We start from the raw sequence: 15,646 nt of genomic DNA on the forward strand, positions 1-15,646 counted from the left end.
ATCCACCGAGAGACGAGAAGTGTCGCAACGTATCGTCTTAGGACGTTTCGAGAACGGTTTGATACGTTCATTAAACTCAGCTGATACGAAAGAGACGCCGTGTCATATTTTTCGCCCCGGTTTATGGTCAGAAATATTTCTCCAGCTCAAACATTAGATAGCTTTCCCTGCGAAACATATGCGCAAAGTCTGACCGGTCGGTATAGGCGAAGCCTCGTGCCTCGAAGTTAATTTTCCAGGAATCGCCGATCCGGCGACTCGCTTCTACGTTATAAAGAACCGTGCCGTTCGAGGTGTCCACGAAAATGCCGCTCAACAATTCGGTGCTCTGGGTATCGTTGAGGGCCAGGCGCATGCCTAAAAACAAATCATTATCATATGGCGTAGTGAGATTCCTTTTTTCTCGTCCGTCATAGAGATATTCCGCGAGCAATCCCAGGTCGGCGCCTGAATCGAAGACGCCGCTCATCGTATACTCGAAGCCGGCGGTAACTTGCTCGAACCTCTGCCCTTGTCCGCTGCGAGTAAACGCTTCCAGCTTCCACAGCCAATTTCCCTGAGCTAAAGCAAGGTCGAGGCTAGTCTGATCGATTACGTCGTAGACGGGAATGAGCTTAATTGGAATTCCGAAGCGATCGACTTGGGGCCTCCAAACGGGTTCTCGCGTCGTGCCGTGAAAATGAGCCACACCAATGTCAAGCCTATCGATTGAATGAGACCAGCGGACCGCGAAGTCCGGATGGTGGGTGCTTGCGCTTCCGTTGTAAACCGGTGCGTTTTGGGCAACGGGAATCGGCGGGCGAATGCGGCCAAACCTGCCAGGATAGGTGCGCGCCCGTGAGAAAGGTAGAAAAAAACCCTGTAGCGTGCCGTAGTCAGATGCATATTCTAGGTTTAGCATCGGCTGACCGAGCTTATCTTCGCCATCCGGATTTTCGACTAAGTCGGTCTGGTTGATGATGTCGACGGTATGCCTTGATTCGGTAACTCCCCAAAACACTCTTCCAATACCGGCTCGTACTGTGGTCTTCCCAAACCGGTATGAAATTAGGAACTCCCTCACGTCGTAATGCGACCGTTTGCTATCGTGTTCGTCCAATCTCAAAAAGGGCACGAAAGAGAACCGTCCGTCACCATGATCCCAATCGATTTTGAGCTGAGGTTCCACCGCGAGGGCGAAGTTGTGGTTGTAAGTCATGGAATCCTCTAGACCATAATTGGGAAACAAACGGTATTCCGCCGCAATCCGGCCTGAAATAAAGATATCGGCTGACTTCGAACGCGTAATCTCGGCTGGTGCTTCGGTTGTATCCGAGGCCGTCGACGGGGGTTCCGGGGCAAATAGCTCTTCGTCTTGTTCTAGGCGATCGACAGAGTCGGCAGAGTCAGGTTCGAACAGCGGACTATCGCCTGCATTTTCCGAAGGAGTTGAAGAATTCGTTGGATACTGGTTAGCGGGGCGGTCGTTCGCCGGCATTTCCGAATCGAACAACGGGCTGCCCGTCGACTCGGCGACCCGCAACTGTTCTTCGTCATGCTTCAAATGCGTGCCAGAAAAAAGCGTTTTTCCGTCTAAATCTATTCGGGATGTTTCTCCAGACGCGCACTCCGTAAGCCAAATCTGCTGAAGAATCGCCGCAATAAAGATAACTGATTGTTTTTTTGCGATTCGAATCACTTGCCCCCCTACTAATTTCAGCACAACGGCTGACGCTATATCTCTTTTAACGAGCTTGCCGCACATTCTTCCTGCTGTTAAGTCGCCAGCAAGAGAAGTCCTCCGGCGTCGGCAGTTCGCATATTGTTCGCCACAAAATTAAGTAAACGCGCGATTTTTGATAAATCAAACGCGTAAGCATAGGCATCGGACAGGATGATGAGCAATTTTAGTTTTTGATTTTCAAAGTTCAGGATGAAAAGGCGTAAGTGATTGTAATCACGTTGGCGGCATTTGAATTTTGCCTCTACACGAAGGATGCGAGGCGGGTACGTATGGAAGGTTGCCGTTTCATGAGGACAAAGCGGTCCTGTTGCAGGGACGTTAGGGACGAGGGACTGGTGAGGGTTCGATGGGGAAGACTCACCCCGTGATGCTGGATGTGGCGGAGAGTTTCCACCTGCTGAAGAGGTTCCGGTCTGCTGGGCTTGAAACCGCTGTCGCAGAACGGCCTGCAATATCCAAGGCGATGAAGCCTATCGCTGCGCGGGGGCGGGTGTGCTGAGGTAAGCGCTAGCACTTGGGGCTGATGTCGTGTTCGCTTTGGAGCACTCGGAATCTGCGTTCGATGTCGGAAAGCCCTAGCGATCGACAACGTCATCAGGTTTCAAAACCTTGCCGTCGAAGAGTTCGGACCGTACTTTCTCGAGTTCATAGGCGAACAGCATCAGTTTGAGGTCCAGGCATTCAGGCTTGGCGATACCGGCTTCGACGAGTTGTGCGTAAGGGCGGGCATCCGATTGGGTAGTCTTCACAAGCAGACCGCTACGGCTTCACGGCATCGGATTACTCCTGATAATCGATATCGATGATATGGCACTGCAATTAAAGTGCCTTTGAGACCGTATAAACCCAATCCAGGCCGTACCTTACAAGGTTTCCAACTATCGAACGCGGATTTTTCATCCTGAACTCGGGCGATCTACATCCAGGATTCCCATTGGCTTTCGTACGAGAGTTGACGCCGGAGAGAGACAAGAGGGGTTCTTAATATTCAATGCCCTATAAAAAATCCTTTTATTGTGTCGTGAAACGGCGACATAAATCTGGCGAGATCGTTGCGCCAATTGCCTATAACAATGAGAGTTTTTGGTAAGGTCCGTATTTTGCTTGCTTAAGTCGCCGTGATCAGATTTCTCGAATCTTGCCGCCATGGGCCGTGATATGGCCTCTGAGGTCACTCGCTTACCTTAATATCGTGAGGGGAGGATGAATGATGTTCGACAGTCGTTATGAAGTCGTGCTCGCAGATACAGAGGATAGTAAAGAGATTCACTATGCGTTGCGGTACAGAGTTTTTTGTTTAGAAAAGCGATTTGAAAATCCCACTCGTTTCGGCCGGCAAATGGAAATGGATCAGTACGATAGCCAAGCAGTCCATTTTTTGGTTAAGGACCGAGTGACAAACAATTGGATTGCTGCCGCGCGTTTGATTTTTAACTCGGTGGAGTCACTGCCGATCAGTACCGTCGCTAATATCGAAATCCCGGAGCGCCTTCATAACGTCGTCATTGCAGAGTTTTCGAGGCTTCTCATACTAAACTCTTTCCGCCACTCGCAAAGACAGGCGCCTGCCGAGCCGGAAATTTTGCTGGGACTAATCCGCGCGGCAAGGGAATATAGCTTGAGTCAAAATACTGAAAATTGGGTGTTCTTGTGCCGTCGGGCTATCAATAGAATTTTAGGAAGTGTAGGGATCGCTATGGAGCAAATCGGTCCGGCATGTGTGTATAGAGGAATTAGAGTCCCTTATTTGATGGATTTGAATAAAGCATTTGACAACGTCCCGCGCGTTTCTCCACGGACACATCAGATGTTTTCCCGAACCCAAACGTATTTCTGTTACTCGGATCTCTATAATCTTCGGGTGGCGTAAATCGCAGCGACGGAAGTCGGTTCCGACCATCAAAACGATCCCATAGGATTGTTTGAGCTATCGACGTCTGAATTGGATTCGGCGAAGCTGTCCTGATTCCCGCGTTTCGATGCCTCAATTCTCATAAAGACCGAAATTGCTTTCCGATGCGGCACGAACAACTTGTTGCGCGCGAGGAAGTCTGCGTTTTGCAAGGGTAACCGACCAGCGTGTGTCAATATAGTCGTCGCCTATTCCTATGCGACTTCTGACAATGGATAGCGTCGCCCGTAGGTGGCTGTTTCACCGAGTTAAGCCACACCTCGCCGGATGGTTACCTAGGTGCGGGTAGCACCCATCTAACGCTCCAGATAACGCCCTTTGGTGGCCTCATCGACCTGCTTGCGAGCGGCCAGGGTCGTACTATCGTCGGCTTGGGGCGGTGTCGGCGGCCGCGCAGCGCGTGCCCGCTCCGGTGGTGCTGCTCATCGGCAGCCCGAAGAAGCCGGATAGAAGCTCGATTCCAACCCGAGATACACACCCTAGTCGACCCACCGAGGTACGATTGGCAGGAGGCTGGCGAACGCAAGCGCATGACAGACCTCTCGCACCCGTGTCCGCGAAACAACGTCGTTTCCGAAATTCCTTCCTTGCGGGCAAACTCCGATTGCGCTCTATTATGCGGCGGTAACATCTCCTTCAACACCGTTTCTTGTCGTTCCGGCGAATACCTCATCTCTTGCTTTTTTCGTTCCTTTAACGCTGTAAGAGGTCAATCTATCTGATACGACAACGATCCCGCCAAAGGAGGCGGTAATGGACAGCCAACATGACGCGACCGGCATACGTTTGGAGTATGCTAACGCCGTCGAGCGATTCGCTTCACCCCTGTAGTTGCCTGTTTCCCGCGCACCATTACTCTCGGTTAAAACGATGTTCTCAGCTGCTAATCGGTCATATCGTGACTACGGATAAGCTTTCTAAACTTCGAATCGATAGGCCGACGCGGACGCTTCCGTCGCCCTCTCGGGCCGCCGTGGTCCGCAGACGTTTGGCCATCTTAGCGGTGTTGGCCGTATCCGGTTTGGGGGTTCTGGTTTACTCGCAACTTCGCGGCGCCGTCATAGAGAGCAAGGTCGGCACAGTTTCGAATATTTTTCCTTCGCAGAGCTTTACCTTGCTAAACGCCACCGGTTATGTAGTGCCACAGACCAAGGCAGACGTGGCGTCGAAGGCGACCGGGCGGCTCGAGAGGCTGGACGTTGAGGAAGGAAGTTTTGTCAAGAAGGGTCAGATCATTGCGCAGCTTGAAAATCGCGATCTACTGGCCAATGTTAACCAGGCGGCGGCCAATGTTGCGGTCGCAAAGACCGATTTGCTGAAAGCCGAAGCTGAGTTGAAGGAATCGACCCTGGCGTTGAACCGCGCCCGTACACTCCTACAGAAAAAATTTGTTTCTCAGGAACTGTATGACGCCGCGGTGGCTCGCCACAAAAAGGCGGTGGCCGCCGTGGAAAGCGCGAAGTCGGCGATCGCTGCTGCCGAAGCGGCGTATCAGGGCGCGCGAGTATCCTTGGATTACACCTTCATTCGAGCGCCTTTCGACGGCATCATCCTCAGCAAAAATGCGGATATCGGTGATATTCTGGCGCCGTTTTCATCGACGACCTTGTCGAAGGGGACCGTGGTTTCCATGGCCGATATGAATACCCTGGAGGTCGAGGTCGATGTGGCCGAGTCGAATCTCAATCAGGTGCGCGTTGGCCAGCCGTGCGAAGTCCAATTGGATGCCTTTCCGGATGACCGTTTTCGCTGCTCAGTGGACCGTATCGTGCCCACGGTGGACCGTACCAAGGCGACGGTGCTGGTTAAGGTGCGCTTTATCGATAAGGATGAGCGTATTTTGCCTGATATGAGCGCGAAAGTTGCTTTTCTGTCGCGGGAGCTTGCCCCGGACCAGCGGAAGCCGGTTTCCGCGGTGCCTCCCGAGGCGATCGTGACGCGCGGCGCGAGCAGCGTCGCGTTCGTGCTGCACGGCAACCGCGTGGAGGCCGTCACAGTCGAAACGGGAGAGCGCATCGGCGACCGGGTCGTCGTAAAGAGCGGTCTCAAAGCCGGCGACCGGGTGGTGCTCAGCCCCTCCGAAGACTTGCAGGATGGCGCCGAAGTTCGGATCCGGGAAGCGGAAAGTTCATAAGACCTCGGTCCCAGTCCCTCGCATGAGTCCGATCGTCGAAATCGAAAATCTCACCAAACATTATTGGCGAGGCAACCAGATCGTTCCGGTCCTCACCGACATCAACCTGGTCATCGGGGAAGGCGATTTTCTCGCGCTGATGGGACCGTCCGGCTCCGGCAAGAGCACACTGCTCAACCTGATCGCGGGGCTGGATCGGCCCACGAGCGGGGTTCTCAGGGTAAGCGGGATCAATATTGCCGAGCTGCCGGAAGCCAGCCTCACCGACTGGCGTGCGGCCAATGTCGGCTTCATCTTCCAGTTCTACAATCTCATGCCGGTCTTGACCGCGTTCGAGAACGTCGAGCTTCCGCTACTGTTGACCGGATTATCGAAACGGGAACGGCGGGAGCACGTGAATCTGGTTTTGGAGATGGTTGGCCTGGCGGACCGCATGGACCATTATCCGTCCCAACTGTCTGGCGGTCAGCAGCAACGCGTGGCCATTGCCCGCGCTCTGGTCATCGATCCTGTATTGATCGTGGCGGACGAGCCCACTGGCGACCTGGACCGCGCATCCGCGGAAGACGTCTTGGAACTTATGGAGCGTCTTAACGTAGACCTGGGCAAGACCATCGTCATGGTGACCCACGATCAGAGAGCCGCGGCTAAGGCGCATTCTATCCGGCACTTGGATAAAGGGGTCTTGACCGACGACCCCGGTGCTGTGGCTTAGCATTCGATTGATGCTGATTTTCCTGCGTCTTACGCTGCGAAATCTCTTGCGGCACAAACTTCGCACCGGCCTGACCGCGCTTGGCATCGTCATCGCGATCGTGGCTTTCGTGCTTCTTAGAACCGTGGTCGACGCCTGGTACGCCGGTGCCGAGGCGACATCGGCCAATCGCCTCATTACCCGAAACGCTATATCGCTGACATTCCCGTTGCCGATCAGTTATGCGAATCGGATTCGCCAAGTTGATGGGATTACCGGGCTGAGCTATTCAAATTGGTTCGGCGGCGTGTATATCGACGAAAGGAATTTTTTCCCCCAGTTCGCCATAGAACCGAAAAGCTATCTCGAACTTTACCCTGAACTTGTTTTGTCCGAATCGGAAAAAGCCGCTTTTCTAAAGGACCGGAAAGGCGCGATCGCCGGCCGTAAGCTGGCTCAAGAGTACGGCTGGAAAGTCGGCGACGTGATCCCGCTCAAAGGAACCATCTACGCCGGAAATTGGAGTTTCGTCTTGCGCGGCATTTATCGCGGGGCGGAAAGAAAGACCGACGAGACGCTGTTCCTGTTTCATTGGGACAATCTCAACGAGACCTTGAAGAAGACGGACCCCGCTCGGGCCGATAAGGTAGGCATTTTCGTTCTTCGCATCGACCGTGCCGATCGTGCGGCGGAACTCTCAGAGGCGGTGGACCGGCTTTTCGAGAATTCGCTCGCCGAGACCTTGACCGAGACCGAGGAAGCGTTCCAGCTCGGCTTTGTCGCTATGACGGAGGCCATCCTGATCGCCATCAAGATGGTGTCCTTCGTGGTTATCGCTATCATCATGGCGGTGATGGCAAACACCATGGCCATGAGTGCCCGCGAACGCCGGCGCGAGTATGCGACGCTTAAGGCGGTCGGGTTCGGGCCGCGCTACCTGCTCATGCTTATTCTGGGCGAATCTCTAGCCTTGTCGATCGGGTCCGGTATTCTGGGCATCGTGGCCGCTTTCCCGGCAGCCGGTTTTTTGGCGTCCAAGTTCGGCACGCTTTTTCCCGTGTTTGAAATATCCACGCACACCATCGAGCTCGGTTTGCTCGCATCCTGCATGATCGGGTTGGCAGCGGCGGTGTTTCCCGCGTGGCGCATCATCACCTTGTCGGTCAGCGAGGGATTGCGAAGCATCGGCTAGTCAGGAGGCGATGGTGAAAATACCCTTCTCTTACTCGTGGAAGAGCCTATTGGCGCGCAAGGCAACCTCCGCTTTGACTGCGGCAGGGATGGCCCTGGTCGTTTATGTATTCGCCACCGTGTTGATGCTCTCGGAAGGTCTCAAGCAAACCCTGGTAGCGACCGGAAGCGACGATAACGTAGTCTTGATTCGGCAGGGGGCGGAGACGGAAGTGCAAAGTACGATCGAGCGGGAACAGGCCGCGATCATCGAGAGTGCGCCTGAAATCGCTTACGCCCCGAACGGAACCAAGTTTGCCTCCAAGGAGGTCATGGTCTTGATGACCCTGCCCAAGCGGGGCAGCGACAAGCCTTCCAATGTAACTATCCGGGGCTTGTCGGAAAAAGGACTAGAGCTGAGGCCACAGGTACGTTTACTCGAAGGCCGCATGTTTCGCCCCGGATCGTCGGAAATCGTCGCCGGAAGGAAGATCGCGGAGAATTTCAAAGGGGCCGGTATCGGGGAAACGCTACGCTTCGGCCTGCGCGACTGGGCTGTGGTGGGCGTGACGGACGCGGGAAACACCGCCTTCAGCTCCGAAATCTGGGGCGACGCCGAGCAGTTGATGCAAGCTTTTCGGCGAACGGCTTATTCAGCCGTCGTTGCCAAGCTTGCCGACGTCTCTCTGCTGGAACGCTTCAAAGTCCGTATCGAATCCGATCCGCGCATGAAAGTGGAAGCTAAACGGGAAACGGATTTTTACGCCGAGCAGTCGGAAATGCTGGCGAATTTTCTGAAGATACTCGGGATGACACTGAGCGTGATATTTTCGCTCGGGGCGATTATCGGGGCAGTCATCACGATGTACGGCGCGGTGGCGAGCCGGACCCGCGAAATCGGCACTTTGAGAGCTCTCGGTTTTCGCCGGGTCGGCATCCTCAGCGCTTTTCTTTTCGAGTCCTTGCTCTTGGGACTGATCGGCGGATTGGTCGGTGTCGCATTGGCATCCACTATGCAGTTTTTGACGGTTTCCACTCTCAACTGGCAGACTTTTTCCGAACTGGCATTCACGTTTACGCTGACGCCCGCGATCGCTTTTCAGTCACTGGCGTTCTCGCTGTTCATGGGGCTGGTGGGCGGTCTGCTTCCTGCTTTTCGCGCGGCCCGCATGGACCTCATCGAGGCGTTAAGAGCCGTCTGATGAACGCAAACTGATTTTGGGATCGGCGGACGGCAGCGACTTGGCCCGTTTATCCCGATAAACGGATGAGGCTGAGACGTTTGCGCGCCTCGTTTAAATGTTGCCGCCAGTAGTTGCGATAGCCATCGGACCAAATCCGCTGTGCAGACCATTCTCCGCGGGCTTTGGTTTCGTAGGACATCAGCCCTCGCTTTACTTCGAAATAAATATCGGTCAGGTTTTCCGAAAGGTTTCCGAAGCTCAGGTCGTCGTACAAGGGCGAGTCGGGGTCCGGCGAGAGCTCATCGTAGGGGTCCAAATGACGCTTGAGGCGGAGATAGGACTCAAAACGCTCATCGAGGTCATGAGCCAGTTTGTAGGCGTGGTAGGGTTCCTGAGACGCGAGGCGTCTCACGGCGACGTCCAATTTCAGCAAAGCGTTCTCCACGCACTTCAGCCATTCGTCCAGTCGATTGACTCTGACGTGCTCGATCAATCGGCAATAATTGTGCGCGGCTTCGGCGACTGCTTCGAGCGGTTCTTTTTCCTCAATCACGGTTTTTCGTTCGGTAAAGTCCAATTGACTCCAAATCATACAAGCGTCATCAGCGACTGATTCGATCCGTGCCGAATTCCTTTTGCGAACGGTCGGAAACCGACCGTAGCCCGTGACCAAAGCGGTCTTCAACAAGTCTAGTCAATCCGACGCGGTTCGCTGATGGCGAAGGCGTCCCGGAGGGGGAGATTGCCGGCAGAGAGGGAAGAAGCGGAGACGGACGGGCCACGCTCTGGATCCCACATCGAAAACCGTTTTTGCCCTATGGTGTTCTTTTGAGATTAAGGTCTCAGGAACAGCTTTCGCGAGGCGAGGATTGCTCCGTCTGAAATTGTAAGAAGCCGGCTTCGAGCTAAACTCAGACGAAGTCACAGGTCCTATGTCTGGCGTTCATGCAACACAATCCGGCACTGCCATTCAAGCTTGATCTCGAATCGGCCTCGATTTGGCTCGATGGATTATACATGGCCAATACCCGTGAGTGCTGTCGCGTGCTTTATCCGATGCTGAAGGCGCTGAATGCTTCAACTGTCGAGCCTCGTCTCCGTTTTGCAATCCTCGAGAAATGTCGGACGACGGTCTCCAGGCTCGATAAGGAGTTGTTGCCTTATTTTCTGAACAAGGCTTTTCCGCTGGACGCAAAGACACGCAAAATCGCCAGTCTCAGCTCACGATTTTTTGGTGAGTTGGCGACGGGTTATCGGCAAATTGCTGAAGCGGAGTCCTTTGCTGAGGACTTCGACCTGCCCGATCAGATGCGGGTTGTGGCGAGCGCGTTCGAATACTTCGCAAACAGCCTCTTGAGATCTGCTCAGATTTTCGAGGCGCAAGCGCCGATGTTCTGGTCGTTCGTCTTCGGGCTTTTCCGTCGGGCTGAGGAGCAGGGGCTGTGCCATTCGGCGCAGCCCGACCAAGCCTCGGATGCGGACTTCGTCGCCCAGTACTTCAAGGTCGCCGTGCTGTTTTGGATGGCAGCACCAGGCAGGCTCAGTCAACAGGACATGCAATGGCTTTTCGATTTTCTAACGGCTCGCGCAGAACTCGTGAGGATTGAGGCGACGCCTGTCAGCGGCGGGACTCGTGCGGTTTTTTATTTCGATCCTGCGGTCGGTGGATCGATCATGCCGGTACCCGCACGTGCGTCGGTTGACAAACCCGGACTACGTTTCCTTTTCATGGAGCGTTTGTTGAACGAATTTCGAGCCGAGATTCGGGCCCACGGCAAGCCGGAAGAAAGCCCGCTGAATGTCGTTCTCGCCAGGTTGGGCGACCGTCTTCCGCATCAGCCGGAAATGACTGCGCGACGTGCGCTCGCCAGCGTAGGGATGGAAGCGAGTACTCAAGCGGTGGGCCGTGTCGCGTTGCGCGCAGCCAGCGATTCCTCCCGCGTCCTTTGGTCGAACCTGGACCTGCTTGAACTGGCACCTCCGAACTCGGACCTGGGTTCGGAGGGGTTCGGGTCCAAGTCCACCGGTACGTTTGCCGCCGCCTTGGCCTCAGGTTCCGGGGCAACGGTGGAGAGCTTCGCCATCGGCTTCAGTGACATGCGTGCGGCGAAGGTCTATCGTAGCGACCTTCCCGGCTTTTACATCGTTGACCTCGGCGGTCGGTTCTTCCGCACTGGTGACCTCCTATCATTGAATACCGACGATGAAATCGTACAAGTGGGGATCGTGCGCGCTGGGCAAATATACAACGGCCAGTTCTGCTACAATGTCGAGCTGTTCGGGAATCACCCGCGTGTCGTCCGATTTTCTAGCGACTCTTCCGCAAACCGTCTGCACAAAGGCTTGATGTTCGAGACAGACTCCGACTGGCCGGCAACCTTGGTCGTTCCGCGCGTCAAGCTACGCTGCGGCGACAACATTCTTGTGGAAGAACAGGGAGTGAAAAAAACGCTTCGAGTCGCCAAGCTCATGGAAGCGAACTCGAATTTCTGCCATATCGCGCTTACGGCAGCCGAAGCGTCCGCATAATCCGTCTATTGATCCAGTCGTAAATGCCTCTTTGGTATCGGGGCGCCGAGTCCTGGTGCACGCTTAAGGATTCGCTTGTTAGGCTTATCGCTGTGCCGGGGCGTCCCTGGCCCAGGTAGATAACTGCTCGGATTCCGGCTTAGCGTCTATCCCAGTAGTTCCCGAAAATCCTTCGCTTAGCTCAGCTCAGGGCGAACGCCTACCGAGCTAGTTTCCTAGACGAATTTCCAATCGGAGAACCTCGCCGCTTGGCCGCAATAGATGCCCCTGGCATCGAGCAGATTCCAAATCGTGACATGCTCGATCAAAAAGCGCCGCTGCTGCTTCGAGATGCGAATTCCCCGATAATCGTCAACATATCCGCGCTCCATGACTTCGGCCAGAAGGCGTTCCCGATTTTCCTGATTTTGCCGTTCGGCGGAGAGACGTGAAGGAAATGCGGTAAGTTCCGCCCAATTCATACCGAACAAGCTCATCGCGGTTCGGTTGGCATAGTTGAAAATTGGATCCTTGGCGTTATCGTGAGAGAGCACGGCGAAGGGAGCGAAAAACAGATACCGCGCGGCTTCATGATGATTCATTCTCGGATCGACCAGTTCGCGACCGGTCCAATGCCGGTAACTGTCTCTCAAAATGGCTATGTGGTCGGCCAAAAAACTATTCTCTTCGCTGGGTTCGGGGAAAGCGGTCATTGGACGTACATTTTCAGGACGTAGGTTAGTTTGCGCCTAACGGAAGCCTTTATTAACCCGGCCTATAAACATAGGCCGGGTCAATCCGGGGCAGGGACGCCCCGGCGCGGCGACCAGTCGCGTGAGCTCAGGTCTGGCGTGTACCGGCCCGGGCAGCGGCCCGTAAATACCAGCAGGGTATTTACGGGCCTGGTTGCCAAATTATAGGCCGATAGGAAAACGTCCCGTACATACGGTTGGAATTGCGGGGTAACGACGCCCGTCGCTACCGCTTGAAACGACTGTTCGTCAAAAAGGGAGGACACCAGAGTAACAGAGAGAAAGATGGCTTTTGCGATTAACGGAGGGATAAAGTAGGCGGTGATGGAGAAAAGGTTGGCTGTTCCCTGGTGTCCGAGATAAAGAGGTTATGCAAGAGTATTAAAGCAATGGGCATGCCATGGTCAAAAATGAGTTAAAATAACAATATATAGGGTGTCATGCCTGGTGCTGTAGTATGGCCTGGGGTATCTGCCTTAATCGTTTGGGGGAAAGTCCGCACCAAAGATGGACCATTTGTTCGGACCTGGCACAACCGTCGACTAATCCTCGCTTCAGTCTCACCTGATCGCGATGCGAAAGTACGGTGGCGTTCTTGTTCATTGTCGCCGCGACCATATCGGCATCATCGAGGTCGTCGACACGCATGGCGTGCGCTCTCTTCATTTCGGCACCCATCCCAGACAGAGCGCGATATCGCTCGCTGAACCCGAGAAATTGGAACTTTCTTACGCGCGAGCGATGCTTGTAGGACTCTTGTTCAAACCCGATCCGCGCAAGATTCTCCTGCTGGGATTGGGCGGCGGTACACTTGCGAAATTCCTGCTCAATCATTTCCCCGCATGTCGGATCGATGCAGTGGAGTGCCGGGCGGCGGTTGCCGAGATCGCGTACGAATATTTCGGTCTCCCGAGGGACGAGCGGCTCGCCGTTCACGTGTCGGACGGCAACGAATTCGTCTGCGCCGAAGCCGACCGGCGGGGGGCGGAATACGATCACATCTTAGTGGACGTGTTCGACGACGAGGGTTTGGCGGAAATGGTGAACCAGCAGGACTTCTTTTCGGCAAGTCAAAGGCTTTTGCGCCCTGAGGGCGTACTCGCCGTAAATTTGTGGGCGACGCAGACCCGGTCGCAGCGGCAGTCCATGGGGTTGCTTAATCTGTATTTCGAACGACGCACGATGCGCTTGCAGGTTCCCGGCCGGGGCAATGTGATCGGGTTCGGCCTCGGAGAGCGTGTTCAATGCGCCGATATGGCCGGCTTGAAGGAGCGGGCCAAAACCTGGGAATTGGCCCTCGGTATCGAGTTTCCTCGCTTTTTGCGCCTGCTGTCCTATTCCGGCTGGCGCTAACGCGGCGTTTTGGGGCCGGAACTACGGTCAGTCTTCCGAACCGGGCTTGTATTGCGCCATGAGTTGCTGCTGGATGTGTGGTGCTACCGGTTCGTAGTGGCTGAATGCCAGAGTATACGAGCCGCGGCCGGCGGTGAGCGATTTGAGCCGCGAATGATAGCTGCTCAGCTCGGCGAGCGGCGCGCGTGCGCTGACGGTCGTCATCCCGCTTCGCGAGGGTGCCGTGCCGGTAACCTGGCCGCGCCTTGCCGAGAGATCGCCGGTGACGTCGCCGATATTCGATTCCGGAACGCTTATCTCGATATTGACTACCGGCTCCAGCACAATGGGGCGCGCTTTTGCTGCGGCATCCTGAAAGGCTTTCTTGCCGGCCGCGACGAATGCCACTTCCTTGCTGTCGACCGGGTGTGCCTTGCCGTCGTAAACGATGACGCGGACATCCTGCATCGGGTAGCCGGCCACGGCTCCGGCTTCCATCGCTTGGCGCACGCCTTTCTCGACCGCCGGGATGAATTGTCCGGGAATCGCGCCGCCTTTGACCTCGTCGACGAACTCGAAACCCGCGCCTCTCGACAAGGGCTCGATGCGAAGAAAAACTTCGCCGAACTGGCCGGCACCGCCGGTTTGCTTCTTGTGACGGTGGTGCCCCTCGGCCGGCGTGGTGATCGTTTCCCGATAGGGAATCTTGGGCGGGTGGGTATCCACTTCCAACTTGTACTGTTGTTGCATTTTTTCCAGCACCCTTTGGAGGTGAAGTTCGCCCAGGCCGCGCATGACTTCCTCGTGGGTCGAGGGATCGTATTCCACGTCTAGTGCGGGATCTTCCGCTTCCAGCTTGTGCAGAACCTCGGAAAGCTTGTGTTCGTCACCCCGGCGTTTTGGCGCGATCGCCAGGCCGAACACGGCATGAGGAAAGTCGAGAGGCTTGAGATGGATGTGATCGTCCTCCGGTGCATCGTGCAGCACCGCGTCGAACTCGATTTCCTCCACTTTGGCTACGGCGCAGATATCGCCCGGTATGCAGCGGTTCACCGGCACGTGCTGCTTGCCCTGGAGTGTGAACAAATGCCCCGCTTTGAAGGGCTTGCGGGACTCGCCGATGAACAGTTGGGTATCCGGGGTTATCATGCCCTGATGGACGCGGAACACCGAGATTTTGCCGACATACGGGTCCATTTCCACCTTGAACACATGGGCCAGCACATGCTTCGTCGCATCGGGCTCCGAACGGAACGGTACGGCGTTCTTGCGCTCGGCATTAGATGGCCAGCGTTCGAAAAGGGGCGGATTGCCCTCCTTGGGATTCGGCAGTAACTTGACGAACGCGTCCGCCAATTCCGGGACGCCGACGCCGGTACGGGCGGAAACGAAGCAGACCGGCACCAGATGGCCGTTGCGAAGCGCCTCTTCGAAAGGGGCATGCAAGGCTTCGGGCGCGATGTCACCTTGCTCGAGGTATTGCGTCATGAGCGCTTCGTCGACTTCCACCACTTGATCGATCAGCGCGCGATGAGCCTCTGCCGGCGAGGAAAAATCGGTTTTACCGTTCTCGTTGAAAAAGCAATCGACGACTCGCGTCGCCTTGTCGGCAGGCAGGTTGATCGGCAGGCACTCCTGGCCGAAGGTCTCGCGTATTTCCTGCATCAGTTCCGGCAGATTCAGATTCTCGCCGTCGATCTTGTTCACGATGATCATGCGGCACAGACCCCGCGCCTCGGCCCATTGCATCATCCGGTTCGAGGTGAACTCGATGCCATTGGCGGCATTGACGACTACAGCCACCGTTTCGACCGCATCCAGCGCGCACAAGGCCTGACCCATGAAGTCCGGATATCCCGGCGTATCCAGAAGGTAAAGGCGGGTGTTTTTGTAATCGGTGTGGGTGACGGCGAGTTTCTGCGTATGCAGATGTATTTTTTCCAGGGGGTCGTAGTCGCAAACGGTGTTCCCTTTCTCGACGCTCCCCGGCGTGTTGATCATCCCCGTTTTGTATAAGAGCGCTTCGACCAAGGTCGTCTTCCCCGCGCCCGCGTGTCCGACCACTGCGATAGTCCTGATGTCTTCGGTCGAGTACGTGTTCATGTCCATCCTCCACTCTCGTGATCGGGGGTCGAGTTCGAGTGTAGGGGAGTACGAGGGGTGAGTTCAAGCTAGCTTATGTTCTCAAAGGGGCCTGAGCTTGGCCGATTCGACCCCGAGAACTCGGAACGGATGGA

The 15,646-nt window shown here is 55.4% G+C and carries 12 protein-coding genes; 7 read left to right on the forward strand and 5 right to left on the reverse strand.

The annotated features are described in order from the left end of the window. Positions 1-127: 127 nt before the first annotated feature. Both QEN43_RS14295 and QEN43_RS14300 read right to left on the reverse strand, forming a co-directional pair. Complete coding sequence (locus tag QEN43_RS14295; protein WP_156912823.1) at positions 128-1,744, reverse strand: hypothetical protein; 1,617 nt, start codon at positions 1,742-1,744, stop codon at positions 128-130. A gap of 554 nt (positions 1,745-2,298) precedes the next feature. Further along, entirely contained in the window at positions 2,299-2,472 is a 174-nt protein-coding gene (locus QEN43_RS14300; RefSeq protein ID WP_156912822.1) for a hypothetical protein, read from the reverse strand. Positions 2,473-2,930: 458 nt separating this feature from the next. Between QEN43_RS14300 and QEN43_RS14305 the strand changes: the two genes are divergently transcribed. The 5 genes from QEN43_RS14305 to QEN43_RS14325 all read left to right on the forward strand — a co-directional run bounded on the left by QEN43_RS14305 (position 2,931) and on the right by QEN43_RS14325 (position 8,835). Next, on the forward strand, positions 2,931-3,593 hold the full coding sequence (locus QEN43_RS14305; RefSeq protein WP_026610913.1) for a PEP-CTERM/exosortase system-associated acyltransferase: 663 nt from the start codon (positions 2,931-2,933) through the stop codon (positions 3,591-3,593). A 1,015-nt stretch (positions 3,594-4,608) separates the two neighbouring features. Next, the gene (locus tag QEN43_RS14310) at positions 4,609-5,769 is read left to right on the forward strand and encodes an efflux RND transporter periplasmic adaptor subunit (protein WP_202901154.1); all 1,161 of its coding nucleotides are present in this window, start codon (positions 4,609-4,611) and stop codon (positions 5,767-5,769) included. A 22-nt stretch (positions 5,770-5,791) separates the two neighbouring features. Further along, positions 5,792-6,484, forward strand: coding sequence for an ABC transporter ATP-binding protein (locus QEN43_RS14315; protein WP_026610911.1), 693 nt, complete (start codon positions 5,792-5,794; stop codon positions 6,482-6,484). 10 nt (positions 6,485-6,494) lie between these two features. Beyond that, positions 6,495-7,655, forward strand: a complete 1,161-nt coding sequence (locus QEN43_RS14320; protein ID WP_026610910.1) for an ABC transporter permease — start codon at positions 6,495-6,497, stop codon at positions 7,653-7,655. A 10-nt stretch (positions 7,656-7,665) separates the two neighbouring features. Then, positions 7,666-8,835, forward strand: a complete 1,170-nt coding sequence (locus tag QEN43_RS14325) for an ABC transporter permease (RefSeq protein ID WP_317963345.1) — start codon at positions 7,666-7,668, stop codon at positions 8,833-8,835. Positions 8,836-8,884: 49 nt separating this feature from the next. Here QEN43_RS14325 and QEN43_RS14330 read toward each other — a convergent pair whose 3' ends face one another. After that, a complete protein-coding gene (locus QEN43_RS14330; protein ID WP_317963346.1) occupies positions 8,885-9,409 on the reverse strand; it encodes a DUF5063 domain-containing protein in 525 nt (174 codons plus the stop codon). 425 nt (positions 9,410-9,834) lie between these two features. Between QEN43_RS14330 and QEN43_RS14335 the strand changes: the two genes are divergently transcribed. Next, complete coding sequence (locus QEN43_RS14335; protein ID WP_317963347.1) at positions 9,835-11,346, forward strand: hypothetical protein; 1,512 nt, start codon at positions 9,835-9,837, stop codon at positions 11,344-11,346. Positions 11,347-11,561: 215 nt separating this feature from the next. Here the strand turns inward: QEN43_RS14335 and QEN43_RS14340 are convergent, their stop codons facing one another. Next, positions 11,562-11,999 (reverse strand): MEKHLA domain-containing protein, encoded by a 438-nt coding sequence (locus QEN43_RS14340; RefSeq protein WP_317963348.1) that lies wholly within the window; start codon positions 11,997-11,999, stop codon positions 11,562-11,564. 651 nt (positions 12,000-12,650) lie between these two features. Here QEN43_RS14340 and QEN43_RS14345 point away from each other — a divergent pair. Next, positions 12,651-13,430 (forward strand): spermine/spermidine synthase domain-containing protein, encoded by a 780-nt coding sequence (locus tag QEN43_RS14345; protein ID WP_317963349.1) that lies wholly within the window; start codon positions 12,651-12,653, stop codon positions 13,428-13,430. 27 nt (positions 13,431-13,457) lie between these two features. Here the strand turns inward: QEN43_RS14345 and fusA are convergent, their stop codons facing one another. After that, positions 13,458-15,512, reverse strand: coding sequence for an elongation factor G (fusA, locus tag QEN43_RS14350; RefSeq protein ID WP_317963350.1), 2,055 nt, complete (start codon positions 15,510-15,512; stop codon positions 13,458-13,460). Positions 15,513-15,646 lie beyond the last annotated feature (134 nt).

It is taken from the genome of Methylocaldum szegediense (assembly GCF_949769195.1).
GTDB classification, from domain to species: Bacteria; Pseudomonadota; Gammaproteobacteria; order Methylococcales; family Methylococcaceae; genus Methylocaldum; species Methylocaldum szegediense.